Genomic DNA, 15,012 nt, shown 5'->3' with positions numbered 1-15,012 from the left:
GGCACCGGCATTCGTGCATCATGAGCGGATGTGGCAGCAATACATTCAGCCCGCAATTTCCTTTTCCGCTTCTCATTACCATCGAAATTGCGTCGCACAATTCCTCAATTGTGAGCCCATCCGCCGAGCCCGTATCCTTTTCTCGTGCCCAATGACAACCAGGGCGGCCGCAGCGACCGCAGACCGCACCGCGGGTCCGACGGCGGCCGGCCGCGGCCCCGTCGCGATCAGCGCCCGGCGCCGCGGCATTCCGGTCCGCAGCGGGCCCGCCCCGCGCAGCCCCAGCACGACGCGCAATCCGGCGGCGGCGCACCGCCGATCCCGGCCGAGATCGAGGCCAGGCAGCTCGCGCCGGAGGTGCGCCGCGAACTGACGACATTGGACCGCAGCACCGCCGACTTCGTCGCTCGGCACCTGGTGGCGGCGGGCGAGTTGCTCGACGAAGACCCCGAAGCCGCGCTGGCGCACGCACGGGCGGCTCGGGCCCGTTCGACGCGTATCGCCGCTGTCCGGGAGGCGGTGGGCATCGCCGCCTATCAGTGCGGCGACTGGTCACAGGCGCTGGCCGAGCTGCGGGCGGCACGTCGCATGGGCAGTCGCTCACCGCTGTTGGCCCTCATCGCCGACTGCGAGCGCGGGGTGGGCCGCCCGGAGCGTGCCATCGAACTCGCCCGCAGCGACGACGCCGCCCAGCTCACCGGTGACGACGCCGACGAGCTACGCATCGTCGTGGCCGGTGCCCGTTCGGATCTGGGCCAGCACGAGCAGGCGCTGGCGGTGTTGTCCACGCCGCAACTCGATCCGTCGCGCAGCGGTCAGACGGCGGCTCGGCTGTTCTACGCCTACGCCGACACGCTCCTGACTCTGGGCAGGTCCGAGGAGGCGCTTCAGTGGTTCCTGCACGCGGCGGCTGCCGACCTCGAGGGCGCCACGGATGCCGAAGAGCGCATCACGGAGCTGTCCTGAGTGAGCATCCTTGCCCAGCAGCATGATTGCCTGCTGCTCGACCTCGACGGCACCGCGTTTCGCGGCCATCAGCCGACCCCGGGGGCAGTGGAAACGCTGGCCGGTCTGGACTCTCGGATCCTGTTCGTCACGAACAACGCCTCACGGGACGCGGCCCAGGTAGCCGAGCATCTCAACGAGCTGGGGTTCACCGCCCGCTCAGAAGATGTCGTGACCAGCGCCCAGAGCGCGGCCAGGCTGCTCGCCGATCAGCTGGCTCCGAACGACCGGGTTCTGGTCGTCGGCACCGACGCGCTGGCCGGCGAGGTCAGCGGCGTCGGACTGACCCCCGTGCGTCAGTTCGCCGACGAACCCGTCGCGGTGGTGCAGGGTCACTCGACGGAGACCGGTTGGGCCCAGCTGGCCGAGGCGGCACTGGCCATCCGAGCGGGGGCGTTGTGGGTGGCCGCCAATGTCGACAAGACCCTGCCCTCGGAGCGGGGGCTGCTGCCCGGCAACGGATCGATGGTCGCCGCGCTGCGCACCGCCACCGACGCAGAACCCCAGGTGGCCGGCAAACCGTCGCCGGTGCTGATGGCAGATGCGTTGGCCCGCGGGAACTTCCAGTCGCCGTTGGTGATCGGTGACCGCCTCGACACCGACATCGCCGGCGCCAATGCCGCAGAGCTCCCCAGCCTCATGGTGCTGTGTGGAGTCAACACCGCCGCCGACGTGATCTGGGCTGTTCCGCACGAGCGGCCCGACTACCTCGGCGAAGATCTGCGCGCGCTGCCCACCGACGCCGATACGTTGCGGGTGTCGGCGCACCCCGCGTGGCGGGTCGAGCTCGACGGCTCGACGGTCACGGTTCATGCCACCGGGGAGGACCCCGGGGACAGCCTGTCGGTGGTGCGTGCCGTCGCCGCCGCGGTGTGGGCGGCCGAGGACGACCGGGGCGATCGCCGCGCTTCGATCTCCGGCGCCGACGAAACCGCCCGACAGGCCGTGCAGCGGTGGTCGCTGGCCCCGCCCACGATCGACTAGCGTGAACCCTGAGATGACCAACGATCCCGACCAGATCCGCGCCCAGGTCGCCGAACTGCTGGGTGAGTCGACTGACCCGGCTGCCTCCGATCCGGCCGCCGAGCTGGATTCCCTCGCCGTGCGCCTGGAACAGGCGCACGACCTGCTGGTGCGCGCGCTGGAATCGGTCGAGAAGGGCTGATCCGCGTGACGCGGCGCGCTCGGGTGGACGCCGAACTGGTGCGACGCGGACTGGCCCGGTCGCGTCAGCAGGCCGCCGAACTGATCGGTGCCGGCCGGGTCAGCATCGATGGGATGCGCGCCGCCAAGGCGGCGACGGCGATCCCGCTCAGTGCGAATCTGACGGTCGAAGGTTCCGACGAGCGCAGCTGGGTGTCCCGGGGTGCGCACAAGTTGATCGGCGCCTTGGAGTCCTTCTCGATCGAGGTAGGGGGGCGCCGCTGTCTGGATGCCGGAGCCTCCACCGGCGGTTTCACCGAGGTGTTGCTGGATCGGGGCGCCCGCGAGGTCGTCGCCGTCGACGTCGGTTACGGCCAGCTGGCCTGGGCGCTGCGCACCGACCCGAGGGTGACCGTCATGGAACGCACCAACGTCCGTGAACTGGCCGCCTCGGCCATCGGCGGCCCGGTCGATCTCGTCGTCGCGGACCTGTCCTTCATCGCGCTGGCCACCGTGCTCCCCGCACTGACCGCGTGCGCCGATCCGTCGGCCGATATCGTTCCCATGGTGAAACCTCAGTTCGAGGTCGGCAGGGACCGTGTCGGGCCCGGTGGCGTCGTCTCCGACCCGGCGCTGCGCGTCGACGCCGTAGTCTCGGTGGGCCGGCGCGCCGCTGAACTGGGCTGGTCCGCCGTGGCCGTGGCGGCCAGCCCGCTGCCGGGGCCTGCCGGCAACGTGGAGTACTTCCTGCGGTTGCGCAGGGACGCCGAGCAGCACGACGATGACGTGGAGGCTGCGGTGCGCCGCGCCGTCGACGAGGGGCCGCAGTGACCGGACCCGACACACCCCGCACCATTCTGCTGGTCGTGCACACCGGCCGCGAGGATGCCACCGAGGTGGCCCGCCGCGTCGAAAAGGTGCTGGGCGACAACGGGATATCTCTGCGGGTGCTCTCGGCCGAGGCGGTCGACCGCGGCCCGGTGCATCTGGCCCCCGACGACATGCGTGCGCTCGGCATCGACATCGAGGTCGTCGACGCCGAAGAGCGAGCTGCCGAAGGGTGCGAGCTGGTGCTGGTACTCGGCGGCGACGGCACGTTCCTGCGTGCCGCTGAACTCGCCCGCAACGTGGAAATCCCCGTCCTGGGCGTGAATCTGGGCCGGATCGGGTTCCTGGCCGAAGCCGAGGCCGAGGCGATCGACACGGTTCTGGATCACGTCATCAACCGTGACTACCGCATCGAAGAGCGCATGACCTTGGACATCGTCGTACGTGCCGGCGGGGAGGTGCTCGACCACGGCTGGGCGCTCAACGAGGCCAGCCTGGAGAAGGGCCCGCGTCTGGGGGTGCTCGGCGTCGTCGTGGAGGTCGACGGCCGACCCGTGTCGACGTTCGGCTGCGACGGCGTGCTGGTGTCGACGCCGACAGGGTCGACGGCCTATGCGTTCTCGGCGGGTGGTCCGGTGCTCTGGCCCGACCTGGAGGCGATTCTCGTGGTGCCCAACAACGCCCACGCGTTGTTCGCACGCCCGATGGTGACCAGCCCGGATGCGACCATCGCGATCGAGATCGAGGCCGGTGGCCACGCGGCATTGGTGTTCTGCGACGGCCGCCGCGAGATGGTGGTTCCCGCCGGCGGACGGCTGGAAGTGACCCGGTGCGCCACACCGTTGAAGTGGATCCGCCTGGACAGCGCGCCGTTCACCGATCGCCTGGTGCGCAAGTTCCGGTTGCCGGTCACGGGGTGGCGCGGGCAGTAGTGCTATCCGAGATCCGCATCGAGTCGCTGGGCGCCATCAGCGCCGCGACCGCCGAATTCGACGGTGGGCTGACCGTGCTCACCGGCGAGACCGGCGCAGGCAAGACCATGGTCGTCACCGGGCTGCACCTGCTCGGCGGATCCCGCGCCGACGCGACGAAGGTCCGGTCGGGATCAGACCGTGCCGTCGTCGAAGGCCGTTTCACCACAGCCGAACTCGGTGCGGGGGTGACCGCGCGGGTGGAAGAGATCCTCGACTCCTCGGGCGCCGACCGCGACGACGACGGCAGCGTCATCGCTGCGAGATCGGTCAACCGGGACGGGCCCTCCCGCGCCTACCTCGGAGGCCGCAGCGTCCCGGCGAAGTCGTTGAGCGGATTCACCAACGAGCTGCTGACCCTGCACGGACAGAATGACCAGCTGCGGTTGATGCGGCCCGACCAGCAACGCGCCGCGCTGGACCGTTTCGCCGATGTGACCACGCAGCTGGCTCGGTACCGCCGACTGCGCGACGACTGGCTGGCCGCGCGCCGCGACCTCGAGGACCGGCGCCGGCGTGCTCGGGAACTGGCCCAGGAGGCCGACCGTCTGCACTTCGCGCTCGACGAGATCGACGCGGTGGCCCCCCAACCGGGAGAGGACGACGCGCTGGTCGCCGACATTCGCCGGCTCTCCGAACTGGACGCGGTGCGCGACGCGGTGCAGACCGCGCGGGCCGCGTTGGCCGGCGACGGTGACGATGCGGTGGAGAGCTTCTCGGCTGCCGGCGCGGTCGGGCAGGCCCGCTCGGCGCTGGAGACGAGCAACGATGCCGAGCTCAAAGGGCTGGCCGAGCAACTCAATGCATCGTTGACGGTCCTGGTCGACGTATCCGCGGAACTGGGGCGCTACCTGAGTGAACTGCCCTCGGATGCGAGCGCGCTGGAGACCAAGCTGGCCCGCCAGGCTGAACTGCGCACGTTGACCAAGAAGTACGCCGCCGACATCGACGGCGTGCTCGCCTGGGCGCAGGAGTCCCGTGATCGGCTTGCCCAGCTCGATGTGTCCGAAGACGCCCTGGCCGAGCTGGCCCGCCGCGTCGACGCCTTGCAGAGCGAGGTGGCCACAGCGGCGCAGAGCCTGACCAAGGTGCGGGTCAAGGCCGCGAAAGGACTGGCCAAAGCGGTGACCGAAGAGCTGGCCGGGTTGGCGATGGCCGGCGCGCAGTTCAGCATCGCGGTCACACCGCTGCTCGCCCGCGCTGAGGACAGCGCCCCGCTGGCGCTGGCGTCGGGGGAGTCGGTGCACGCCGGACGCGACGGGGTGGACGCGGTGGACTTCGGCTTCGCCGCCCACCGGGGCTCGGACCTGCTGCCGCTGAACAAGAGCGCCTCGGGCGGCGAACTGTCGCGGGTGATGTTGGCGCTGGAAGTGGTGCTGGCGGCGTCCACCGAGGGCACGACCATGGTGTTCGACGAGGTCGACGCCGGGGTGGGAGGGCGTGCCGCCGTGCAGATCGGTCGCCGGTTGGCGCGGCTGGCGCGCACTCATCAGGTCATCGTGGTGACGCATCTTCCGCAGGTCGCCGCCTACGCCGACATCCATCTGGTGGTGGATGCCGGTCTCGACGGCACAGGTGGCAGTCGCGGCGGCCGCGCAAAGTCCAGCGGTGTGAGACGCCTCGACGACGAGGACCGCGTCGCCGAGCTGGCCCGCATGCTGGCCGGACTCGGGGAGTCCGACAGCGGCCGCGCACATGCGCGGGACCTGCTCGACGCGGCACGTGCGGACCGGGAGCAACCCGCCTGACCGTGTGACTGGTGTGAAAAGAATAAACTTCTGAGGCTGCTGTTACGGCGCGCCTCCGACGCATCCCGGCTGTCACTGGCCAGAATCGCCGCATGAAGATGTCAGCGTTGCTGTCCCGTAATGCCAGCTCACGCCCGGGTATCACGGGCACCGCCCGCGTTGACCGCGACATCGACAAACTGTTGCGCCGCCTCAGCCCCGGTGACATCGCCGTGATGGACGCGCAGGACCTCGATCGCGTCACCGCCGACGCGCTCGTCGAGGCGAACGTGGCCGCCGTGGTCAACGCGTCGTCCTCGATCACCGGCCGCTACCCCAACCTCGGCCCCGAGGTCCTGGTCGCCAACGGCATCACCCTGGTCGACGAGACCGGCGACGACGTCTTCAAGAAGATCAAAGACGGCGCCCGGATCCGGATCAACGAAGGCGGGCTGTATTCCGGTGACCGCCGCCTGGTCCTGGGCACCGAACGCACCGACGCTGATATCCACGAGCTGATGCAGGAAGCCAAGGGAGGCCTGGTCGCCCACCTGGAAGCTTTCGCGGGCAACACCATCGAGTTCATCCGCAGCGAGAGCCCGCTGCTGATCGACGGCATCGGCATTCCCGATATCGACGTCGACCTGACCCACCGGCACGTCGTGGTGGTAGCCGAGGAGCCCTGTGCCGCTGCCGATCTCAAAGCGCTCAAGCCGTTCATCAAGGAGTACCAGCCGGTGCTGGTCGGCGTCGGCGGCGGTGCCGACACGCTCCGCAAAGCCGGTTACCGGCCCGCGCTGATCGTGGGTGATCCCGACACCATCAGCGCCGAGGTGCTGCGCTGCGGCGCCCAGGTGATCCTGCCCGCCGACGCCGACGGCCACGCCGCCGGCCTGGAGCGCATCCAGGACCTCGGAGTGGGCGCGATGACGTTCCCGGCGGCCGGTTCCGCTGCCGACCTGGCCCTGTTGCTGTGCGATCACCACGGCGCCGCGCTGATCGTCACCGTCGGACACACCGCCTCGATCGAGGAGTTCTTCGACCGCACCCGCCAGCAGAGCAACCCGTCGACCTTCCTGACCCGGCTCAAGGTCGGCGAGAAACTGGTCGACGCCAAAGCCGTTGCCACGCTGTATCGCAGCCGGGTGTCGGGCGGCGCGATCGCTCTGCTGGTGCTGGCGATGCTGGTGGCCGTGATCGCCGCGCTGTGGGTGTCTCGCGCCGACGCCGCGGTGCTGGAGTGGGTCGCCGAGTACTGGAACCGCCTCACCCTCTGGGTGCAGAGCCTGGTCGCCTAGGAGTCCACCGTGATCTCGTTGCGTTCGCATGCCATCTCCCTGGCCGCGGTGTTCCTGGCGCTGGCCATCGGGGTCGCGCTGGGGTCGGGGCTGCTGTCGAACACCGTGCTCTCGGGACTGCGCGACGACAAGAACGAGATGCAGAACCAGATCGACACGCTCACCGACGAGCGCAACGCGCTCACCGAAAAGCTCAGTGCAGCCAACGATTTCGATGCGCAGATGGCTCCGCGCATCGTCAGTGGTGCGCTGGCGGACAAATCGGTGGTGGTCTTCCGCACCCCCGACGCCGCAGACGACGACGTCGACGCGGTGTCACGTCTGGTCACCGACGCCGGCGGCCGGGTGACGGGCACGATCGGACTGACCCAGGAGTTCGTCGACGCCAACTCCGCGGAGAAGCTGCTGTCGGTGGTCAATTCGCCGATCGTGCCGGCCGGCGCGCAACTGAACTCCGCGACGGTCGACCAGGGCTCCCAAGCCGGGGATCTGCTGGGCATCGCCCTGCTGACCGCGGGTCCTGACGCCCCGCCGGTCGAGGACACCCAACGGGACACCGTGCTCGCCGCGCTGCGCGACACCGGCTTCATCAGCTACGGCCCCGAGCGGGTCGGCGCGGCCGACACCGCGTTGGTCGTCACCGGCGGCGCCCTCGGCGAGGACGCGGGCAATCAGGGTGCCACCGTGGCCCGATTCTCCGGCGGCCTGGCCCAACATGGGTCCGGCACCGTGCTGGCCGGCCGGGACGGTTCGGCCTCGGGCACCTCCGCCATCGCGGTGACCCGCTCGGATGAGGCTCTGACCAGCACCGTCAGCACCGTCGACGACGTCGGCAGCAGCGCGGGCCGCATCACCTCCGTGCTCGCCCTGAGCGCTCTGATCAATGGTCGCGAACCCGGCCAGTTCGGCATCGGCCCGGGCGCCGAAGCCGTCACGGTGCCCCGCTGAGCGTGCTCGCCCGCGTGTCAACAACGCGGTGTCGCGGTCGGTGTTAGGGTGGGGTTCCGTGGGTCGGCAGGCCCCAACCGGGCTTGATCTCGACGGAAGCCCAACCCCAGTAAGCCCTGCCCGTCGTCACGGAGGTCGCACTTGCCCGCGCTACGCAAGCACCCGCAAACCGCGACAAAGCATCTCTTCGTCACCGGTGGCGTGGTCTCCTCGCTGGGCAAGGGTCTGACCGCTTCCAGCCTCGGTCAGCTGCTCACCGCGCGCGGCCTGCAGGTGACGATGCAGAAGCTCGATCCCTACCTCAACGTCGACCCCGGCACCATGAACCCGTTCCAGCATGGTGAGGTGTTCGTCACCGAGGACGGCGCCGAAACCGACCTCGATGTCGGTCACTACGAGCGTTTTCTGGACCGCAACCTGTCGGGCTCGGCCAATGTGACCACCGGGCAGGTGTATTCGTCGGTCATCGCCAAGGAGCGCCGCGGCGAGTACCTCGGCGACACCGTGCAGGTCATCCCGCACATCACCGACGCGATCAAGGAACGCGTGCTGGCCATGGCCGAGGCCGACAGCGACGGCAACCGCCCGGACGTGGTGATCACCGAGATCGGTGGCACCGTCGGTGACATCGAGTCGCTGCCGTTCCTGGAGGCGGCCCGCCAGGTGCGCCACGAGGTGGGGCGGGAGAACTGCTTTTTCCTGCACTGCTCGCTGGTGCCCTACATGGCGCCGTCCGGCGAGCTGAAGACCAAGCCGACGCAGCATTCGGTGGCCGCGCTGCGCAGCATCGGTATCACTCCGGATGCGCTGATCCTGCGCTGTGACCGTGACGTCCCCGAACCGCTGAAGAACAAGATCGCACTGATGTGCGACGTCGATGTGGACGGATGTATCTCCACCCCGGACGCGCCGTCGATCTACGACATCCCCAAGGTGCTGCACCGAGAAGAGCTCGACGCCTACGTGGTGCGACGGCTCAACCTGCCGTTCCGCGACGTCGACTGGACGCAGTGGAACGACCTGCTGCGCCGGGTGCACGAGCCTCGCGAAACGGTGCGGGTGGCTCTGGTCGGCAAGTACATCGACCTGTCCGACGCCTACCTGTCGGTGGCCGAGGCGCTGCGCGCCGGCGGGTTCGCCCACCACGCGCGGGTGGAGATGCGCTGGGTGGCCTCTGATGACTGCGAGACCGACGCCGGGGCGGCGGCGGCACTGGCCGACGTCGACGGGGTACTGATTCCCGGCGGTTTCGGCATTCGCGGCATCGAGGGCAAGATCGGCGCGATCCGGTACGCCCGCCGTCGCAAGCTGCCCGTCCTCGGCCTGTGCCTGGGGCTGCAGTGCATCGTGATCGAAGCCGCCCGCTCGGTGGGTCTGACCGAAGCCAACTCGGCGGAGTTCGACCCCGCCACGCCGGACCCGGTGATCTCGACGATGGCCGACCAGCGCGACGCCGTGGCCGGTGAAGCCGACCTGGGTGGCACCATGCGCCTGGGTGCCTACCCGGCCATGCTGGACGAGGGCTCGGTGGTCGCCAAGGCCTACGACGCGACCGAAGTGTCCGAACGGCACCGTCACCGCTATGAGGTCAACAACCTCTACCGCGAGAAGATCGCCGAGAGCGGGCTGCGCTTCTCCGGCACGTCGCCCGACGGTCACCTCGTCGAGTTCGTCGAATACCCGCCGGAGGTGAACCCGTTCCTGGTGGGCACCCAGGCCCACCCGGAGCTCAAGAGCCGGCCCACCCGCCCGCACCCGCTGTTCGTCGCGTTCATCGGCGCGGCGGTGGACTACAAGAACGAAGAACGTCTGCCTGTGGAGATGCCGGAGATGCCCGCCCACGGCTCCAACGGCGCCGAGCACGCTCTCGAGGACGCGCCGACCCGTGGCTGAGGAGAACCCGCCGGGCTCGGCTCGCGAGCCCGGCGCCCACGAGTTCTCCACGGCCGCATCGGAAACCCTGTACGTGGGCAAGATCTTCGCGTTGCGCGCCGACGAGGTCCGGATGCCCGGCGGCGGCACCGCCCGCCGGGAGGTCGTCGAGCACTTCGGCGCGGTCGCCGTCCTCGCCCTCGACGACGGCAGCGTCGTGCTGATCCATCAGTACCGCCACCCGTTCGGCCGCAGGTTGTGGGAGTTGCCCGCGGGGCTGCTCGACTTCAGCGGCGAGCCGCCACATCAGACCGCGGCACGCGAGCTGGCCGAGGAGGTCGGCCTGGCCGCCGAGCAGTGGCACACCCTCGTCGACCTCGACTCCGCACCGGGGTTCTGCGACGAGAGTGTTCGGGTCTTCCTGGCCACCGGCCTGAGCGAGGTCGACCGGCCGCAGGCCCACGACGAGGAAGCCGACCTCGTCGTGCGCAGGGTCCCGCTGTCGGAAGCGGTGCAGATGGTGTTCTCCGGCGAGATCGTCAACGCCATCTCGGTGGCCGGCATCCTGGCCGCACAGGTGATGCCCGACGTGACGTCGCTGCGCCCGGTGGACGCCCCGTGGACCGACCGGCCGACGGCGTTCTCGACCCGGATGGGGCATCGGTGAGCGACGCCTCGCTGACGGTGGGTGCGGCGCTCGAGGACCAGTTCCAGGGCTATCTCGACCACCTCGCGATCGAGCGGGGCGTGGCGGCCAACACGTTGAGCTCGTACCGGCGCGATCTGCGCCGCTACCGCGAGCACCTCAGCGGCCGTGGCATCGGCGACCTGGCTGCCGTCACCGAAGCCGACGTCAGCGACTTCCTCGTCGCGTTGCGGCGCGGCGACCCCGACAACGGAGTGGTGCCCCTGTCCGCGGTGTCCGCCGCCCGGGCTGTCATCGCCGTGCGCGGCCTGCACCGCTTCGCTGCGGCCGAGGGTATCGCCACGATCGACGTCGCCCGCGAGGTCAAGCCTCCGACACCGAGCCGGCGCCTGCCCAAGAGTCTGACGCTGGACGAGGTGCTGGCGCTGCTCGAGGCCGCGGGCGGAGACAGCGACGCCGACGGGCCGCTGACGTTGCGCAACCGGGCGCTGCTGGAGCTGCTGTATTCGACCGGCGCCCGTATCTCCGAGGCGGTCGGCCTGGATCTCGACGATGTGGACACCTCGGCGCGGTCGGTGCTGCTGGCGGGCAAGGGCGGCAAGCAGCGGTTGATCCCGATCGGGCGCCCCGCCGTGGCGGCGCTGGACGCCTATCTGGTGCGCGGTCGCCCCGACTTGGCGCGACGTGGCCGGGGCACCCCCGCGATCTTCCTCAACGCCCGGGGCGGGCGGCTGTCTCGGCAGAGTGCGTGGCAGGTGCTGCAGGATGCCGCCGAGCGCGCCGGCATCACCGCCACGGTGTCGCCCCACGTGCTGCGGCACTCGTTCGCCACCCACCTGCTCGACGGCGGGGCCGACGTGCGCGTCGTGCAGGAGCTGCTGGGCCACGCCTCTGTGACGACGACGCAGATCTACACGATGGTGACGGTCAACGCGATGCGGGAGGTGTGGGCCGGCGCCCACCCCCGGGCTCGCTAGTTCGACAGCAGTCGCTAGCCGCCGAGGTACTCCGACTCCAGCACCAGGTCGGGCAGCAGCGATTGATACTCGACGTGGGTCTTGTGCTCGACAGTGCGCCAGGACCGGCCCTCCTGCTCCCGCAGGAATCGCCGGTAGCCCGGGGCCCCGGGAACCCTCACGTTGTCGGCGACGACGATCGAACCGGGGTGCAGCCAGCCCCGAGCGATGATGCTGCGCAGGTCCGACAGGTACGCGTTCTTGTCGTGGTCGATGAACAGCAGGTCCACGGCGCCGTCGCCGAACCCGTGGTCGCGGGACAACGCGTCGAGAGTGCGGCCGCCGTCCCCGATCGTGCCCACCACGCAGGTGATCCGGTCGGCGACACCCGCATGAGTCCAGATCCGCCGGGCGACCTCAGCGTTGGCGGGGGAGAACTCCACCGAATACACCCGAGCCGCGGGAGCTGCACGCGCGATCCGCAACGCGCTGTAGCCGCAATACGTGCCGAGTTCGAGGACAATCGCCGGCTTCGCCCGGTGGACCGCCGCGTCGAGCAGCTCGCCTTTCTCGTCACCGATGTTGACCAGCATGGCCTGGTCGCGGGCGAACCTGTCGATGGCCGCCAGGGCTGCGTCGATGTCGCCGGGCGGCACCGCGTTCTCGACATGGGCGGCGCAGGCGGCCTCGCGTCCGTCGCCGATCTGCCCGGTTTTCAGGAACGAGGGCATACCGAGCATCAGCCGCCCCCACGACTGCAGTTTCTTCCTCACACCCACGCTGCCAGCGTAGGCGGGCGGGCAGCGTTCGCCGAGTCTGAGCGCGGGCAGCGTTCGCCGGGTGTGAGCGCGGGCAGCGTTCGCCGGGTGTGAGCTCTGTGCGATCCGTTCGCCGAGTGTGAGCTCTGTGCGTTCCGTTCGCCGAGTGTGAGCTCTGTGCGATCTGCGGGCCGCTTTTTCGCACAGGGTTCACGCTCGGTGGCGTATCCATCGAGATCTCGCCTGCGGGTCTGCCTCACCGGCGCGACGCGCACCGTTAAACTTGCCCGGATGTCCGCGATGCCTGTGGGATGCCTGACCAGCGACGGTTCGGCATGACCGACCCCACCGGCGGCGAAGCGCCCGAACCGGTCATCGGTTTGACCGGCCGGATCCCGCGGCAGATTCCCGAACCGCCACCACGCACGACGCACGGACCCGCCAAGGTCATCGCGATGTGCAATCAGAAGGGCGGGGTCGGCAAGACCACCTCCACCATCAATCTGGGCGCCAGCCTGGCCGAGTACGGCCGCCGGGTGCTGCTGGTGGACCTCGACCCCCAGGGAGCTCTGTCCGCCGGGCTGGGGGTGCCGCACTACGAACTCGACAACACCGTGCACAACCTCCTGGTGGAGCCGCGAGTGTCCATCGACGACGTGCTGCTGACCACCCGGGTGCCGGGACTGGACCTGGTGCCCAGCAACATCGACCTGTCTGCCGCCGAGATCCAGCTGGTCAACGAGGTCGGTCGCGAACAGTCACTGGCCCGCGCGCTGTATCCGGTACTCGATCGCTACGACTACGTGCTGATCGACTGCCAGCCGTCGCTGGGCCTGCTGACCGTCAACGGGCTGGCCTGCGCCGACGGTGTGGTCATCCCGACCGAATGCGAGTACTTCTCGCTGCGCGGGCTGGCACTGCTCACCGACACCGTCGACAAGGTGCACGACCGCCTCAATCCCAAGCTGTCAATCAGCGGCATCTTGATCACCCGCTATGACCCACGCACCGTGAACTCGCGGGAGGTGATGGCGCGCGTCGTCGAGCGATTCGGCGACCTGGTGTTCGACACTGTCATCACCCGCACCGTGCGTTTCCCGGAGACCAGCGTGGCCGGCGAGCCGATCACCACCTGGGCGCCCAAGTCCGCGGGAGCCGAGGCCTACCGGGCGCTGGCGCGTGAGGTCATCCACCGGTTCGGCGCGTGAGCGAGACAACACCGGACAACGAAGCGACCCCCACCGGCTTCCAGGTCCGGCTGGCCAATTTCGAGGGGCCGTTCGACCTGCTGTTGCAGCTGATCTTCGCGCACCGACTCGACGTCACCGAGGTCGCGCTGCACCAGGTCACCGACGAGTTCATCGGCTACACCAAGATGATCGGCGCTCAGCTGGGTCTCGACGAGACTACGTCCTTTTTGGTGGTGGCCGCGACCCTGCTCGACTTGAAGGCGGCGCGTCTGCTGCCTGCCGGGGAAGTCCACGACGAAGACGACCTGGCGCTGCTGGAGGTCCGTGACCTGCTGTTCGCCCGGCTTCTGCAGTACCGGGCGTTCAAGCATGTCGCCGAGATGTTCGCCGAGCTGGAGGCCGCGGCGCTGCGCAGTTATCCACGTGCGGTGTCGCTCGAGGACCGCTTCTCCGATCTGCTGCCCGAGGTGATGCTCGGCGTCGACGCCGGGCGATTCGCCGAGATCGCGGCGACAGCGTTCACGCCCCGTCCGGTGCCCACTGTCGGCACCGATCACCTGCATCAGGTCTCGGTGTCAGTGCCTGAGCAGGCCGCGCACCTGTTGGGTCAGCTCGAGGGCCGCGGAGTGGGGCAGTGGGCGTCGTTTTCCGAGCTGGTCGCCGACTGCCAGGTGCCGATGGAGATCGTCGGCAGGTTCCTGGCGCTGCTCGAACTGTACCGCGCCCGGGCGGTAGCATTCGACCAATCAGAACCGCTTGGTGTGCTCCAGATTTCGTGGACCGGAGAGCGGCCCGACAGCGAGCAGCTGGCCACCGCCGACGCCGAGTGACACAGAACAGAAAGACGATGACTGACGACTTCGCGCCGGAACCGGCGAGCGCACCCGAACTGGAGTCCGACTCCGCAGAACCGGCCGGCGAACCCGAACTGCAGTCGGGCTCCGTGGAACCGGCGGGCGAACCCGAACTGCAGTCCGACCGCCCGCAACCGGTGAGCGAACCGGACTTCGAGTCCGACTTTCCCGAAGCGGACTCCCCGCTGGACGACGCCGAACTGGACGCGGTGCTCGAAGCGCTTCTGCTGGTCGTCGACACACCGGTGACGGTGGACGCGTTGGCCACCGCCACCGACCAGCCGCCGGCCCGGATCGCCGAGCGGCTGCAGCTTCTCGCCGGCGCGCTGGCGGACCGGGACAGCGGTATCGACCTGCGGGAGGCCGGCGGGGGCTGGCGCATGTACACCCGCGCGAGGTACGCCCCCTACGTGGAGAAGCTCCTGCTCGACGGGGCCCGTTCGAAGCTGACCCGGGCCGCTTTGGAGACCTTGGCCGTGGTGGCCTACCGGCAGCCGGTGACCCGGGCGCGGGTCAGCGCGGTGCGCGGGGTCAACGTCGACGCGGTGATGCGTACGCTGCTGGCGCGCGGGTTGATCACCGAAGCGGGGACCGACGTCGACTCCGGTGCGGTGACGTTCACCACCACCGAACTGTTTCTCGAGCGTCTCGGGCTCAGTTCGCTGGCCGACCTGCCCGACATCGCGCCGCTGTTGCCCGATGTGGATGTGATCGACGATCTGTCCGAAACACTCAGCGAGGAACCGCGATTCATGAAGCTCAACGGAGCGCCCGCTGTGCCGTCCGAGGCGTCGTTCGACGTGGACAAGGAATGAC

General features: G+C 69.5%; 15 protein-coding genes. 14 read left to right on the top strand and 1 reads right to left on the bottom strand.

The annotated features are described in order from the left end of the window. Positions 1-144: 144 nt before the first annotated feature. From J3476_RS14560 to xerD, 11 genes are all read left to right on the top strand, one after another. A complete protein-coding gene (locus tag J3476_RS14560; RefSeq protein ID WP_207067139.1) occupies positions 145-966 on the top strand; it encodes a tetratricopeptide repeat protein in 822 nt (273 codons plus the stop codon). Then, the gene (locus J3476_RS14555) at positions 967-1,989 is read left to right on the top strand and encodes an HAD-IIA family hydrolase (RefSeq protein ID WP_207067138.1); all 1,023 of its coding nucleotides are present in this window, start codon (positions 967-969) and stop codon (positions 1,987-1,989) included. A gap of 13 nt (positions 1,990-2,002) precedes the next feature. Next, positions 2,003-2,170: a hypothetical protein gene (locus J3476_RS14550; protein WP_286183054.1), complete on the top strand. Its 168-nt coding sequence runs from the start codon at positions 2,003-2,005 to the stop codon at positions 2,168-2,170. Between the two features lie 5 nt (positions 2,171-2,175). Continuing rightward, positions 2,176-2,979: a TlyA family RNA methyltransferase gene (locus tag J3476_RS14545; protein WP_207067137.1), complete on the top strand. Its 804-nt coding sequence runs from the start codon at positions 2,176-2,178 to the stop codon at positions 2,977-2,979. Next, complete coding sequence (locus J3476_RS14540) at positions 2,976-3,908, top strand: NAD kinase (protein WP_207067136.1); 933 nt, start codon at positions 2,976-2,978, stop codon at positions 3,906-3,908. Before J3476_RS14545 ends, J3476_RS14540 begins: the two co-directional genes overlap by 4 nt. Continuing rightward, positions 3,908-5,695 (top strand): DNA repair protein RecN, encoded by a 1,788-nt coding sequence (gene recN / locus J3476_RS14535; RefSeq protein WP_207067149.1) that lies wholly within the window; start codon positions 3,908-3,910, stop codon positions 5,693-5,695. The genes J3476_RS14540 and recN overlap by 1 nt, the downstream gene beginning before the upstream one ends. A 92-nt stretch (positions 5,696-5,787) precedes the next feature. Further along, positions 5,788-6,972, top strand: coding sequence for a putative cytokinetic ring protein SteA (gene steA, locus J3476_RS14530; protein ID WP_207067135.1), 1,185 nt, complete (start codon positions 5,788-5,790; stop codon positions 6,970-6,972). Positions 6,973-6,981: 9 nt separating this feature from the next. Further along, complete coding sequence (locus J3476_RS14525) at positions 6,982-7,920, top strand: copper transporter (protein ID WP_207067134.1); 939 nt, start codon at positions 6,982-6,984, stop codon at positions 7,918-7,920. 141 nt (positions 7,921-8,061) lie between these two features. After that, positions 8,062-9,813 (top strand): CTP synthase, encoded by a 1,752-nt coding sequence (locus tag J3476_RS14520; protein ID WP_207067133.1) that lies wholly within the window; start codon positions 8,062-8,064, stop codon positions 9,811-9,813. Continuing rightward, entirely contained in the window at positions 9,806-10,459 is a 654-nt protein-coding gene (locus tag J3476_RS14515; RefSeq protein WP_207067132.1) for an NUDIX hydrolase, read from the top strand. Before J3476_RS14520 ends, J3476_RS14515 begins: the two co-directional genes overlap by 8 nt. Before the next feature lie 17 nt (positions 10,460-10,476). Beyond that, positions 10,477-11,415 carry a site-specific tyrosine recombinase XerD gene (xerD, locus tag J3476_RS14510; RefSeq protein WP_207067148.1) on the top strand — a complete coding sequence of 313 codons (939 nt, stop codon included), beginning with the start codon at positions 10,477-10,479 and terminating at the stop codon, positions 11,413-11,415. A gap of 14 nt (positions 11,416-11,429) precedes the next feature. Here the strand turns inward: xerD and J3476_RS14505 are convergent, their stop codons facing one another. Then, positions 11,430-12,134, bottom strand: coding sequence for an O-methyltransferase (locus J3476_RS14505; protein ID WP_207067147.1), 705 nt, complete (start codon positions 12,132-12,134; stop codon positions 11,430-11,432). Between the two features lie 353 nt (positions 12,135-12,487). On the opposite strand from J3476_RS14505, the gene J3476_RS14500 reads away from it, so the two are divergent. Genes J3476_RS14500 through scpB form a run of 3 tightly spaced genes read left to right on the top strand, consistent with a single transcriptional unit; the run spans position 12,488 to position 15,011 of the window. Beyond that, positions 12,488-13,360, top strand: coding sequence for a ParA family protein (locus J3476_RS14500; RefSeq protein ID WP_207067131.1), 873 nt, complete (start codon positions 12,488-12,490; stop codon positions 13,358-13,360). Continuing rightward, positions 13,357-14,172, top strand: a complete 816-nt coding sequence (locus J3476_RS14495; RefSeq protein ID WP_207067130.1) for a segregation/condensation protein A — start codon at positions 13,357-13,359, stop codon at positions 14,170-14,172. Before J3476_RS14500 ends, J3476_RS14495 begins: the two co-directional genes overlap by 4 nt. 17 nt (positions 14,173-14,189) lie before the next feature. Further along, the gene (scpB, locus tag J3476_RS14490) at positions 14,190-15,011 is read left to right on the top strand and encodes an SMC-Scp complex subunit ScpB (protein ID WP_207067129.1); all 822 of its coding nucleotides are present in this window, start codon (positions 14,190-14,192) and stop codon (positions 15,009-15,011) included. Position 15,012 lies beyond the last annotated feature (1 nt).

The organism is Mycobacterium sp. PO1 (assembly GCF_017312405.1).
Taxonomy (GTDB): Bacteria; Actinomycetota; Actinomycetes; order Mycobacteriales; family Mycobacteriaceae; genus Mycobacterium.
Note: the sequence above shows the minus strand (reverse complement) of the source record. Positions and strands in the feature narration are given on the sequence as shown.

Coding starts and splice junctions, on each gene's coding strand:
- J3476_RS14550 (WP_286183054.1), top strand. CDS start 2,003: ATGACCAACGATCCCGACCAGATCCGCGCCCAGGTCGCCGAACTGCTG.
- steA (WP_207067135.1), top strand. CDS start 5,788: ATGAAGATGTCAGCGTTGCTGTCCCGTAATGCCAGCTCACGCCCGGGT.
- J3476_RS14505 (WP_207067147.1), bottom strand. CDS start 12,134: ATGCTCGGTATGCCCTCGTTCCTGAAAACCGGGCAGATCGGCGACGGA.
- J3476_RS14500 (WP_207067131.1), top strand. CDS start 12,488: ATGACCGACCCCACCGGCGGCGAAGCGCCCGAACCGGTCATCGGTTTG.
- scpB (WP_207067129.1), top strand. CDS start 14,190: ATGACTGACGACTTCGCGCCGGAACCGGCGAGCGCACCCGAACTGGAG.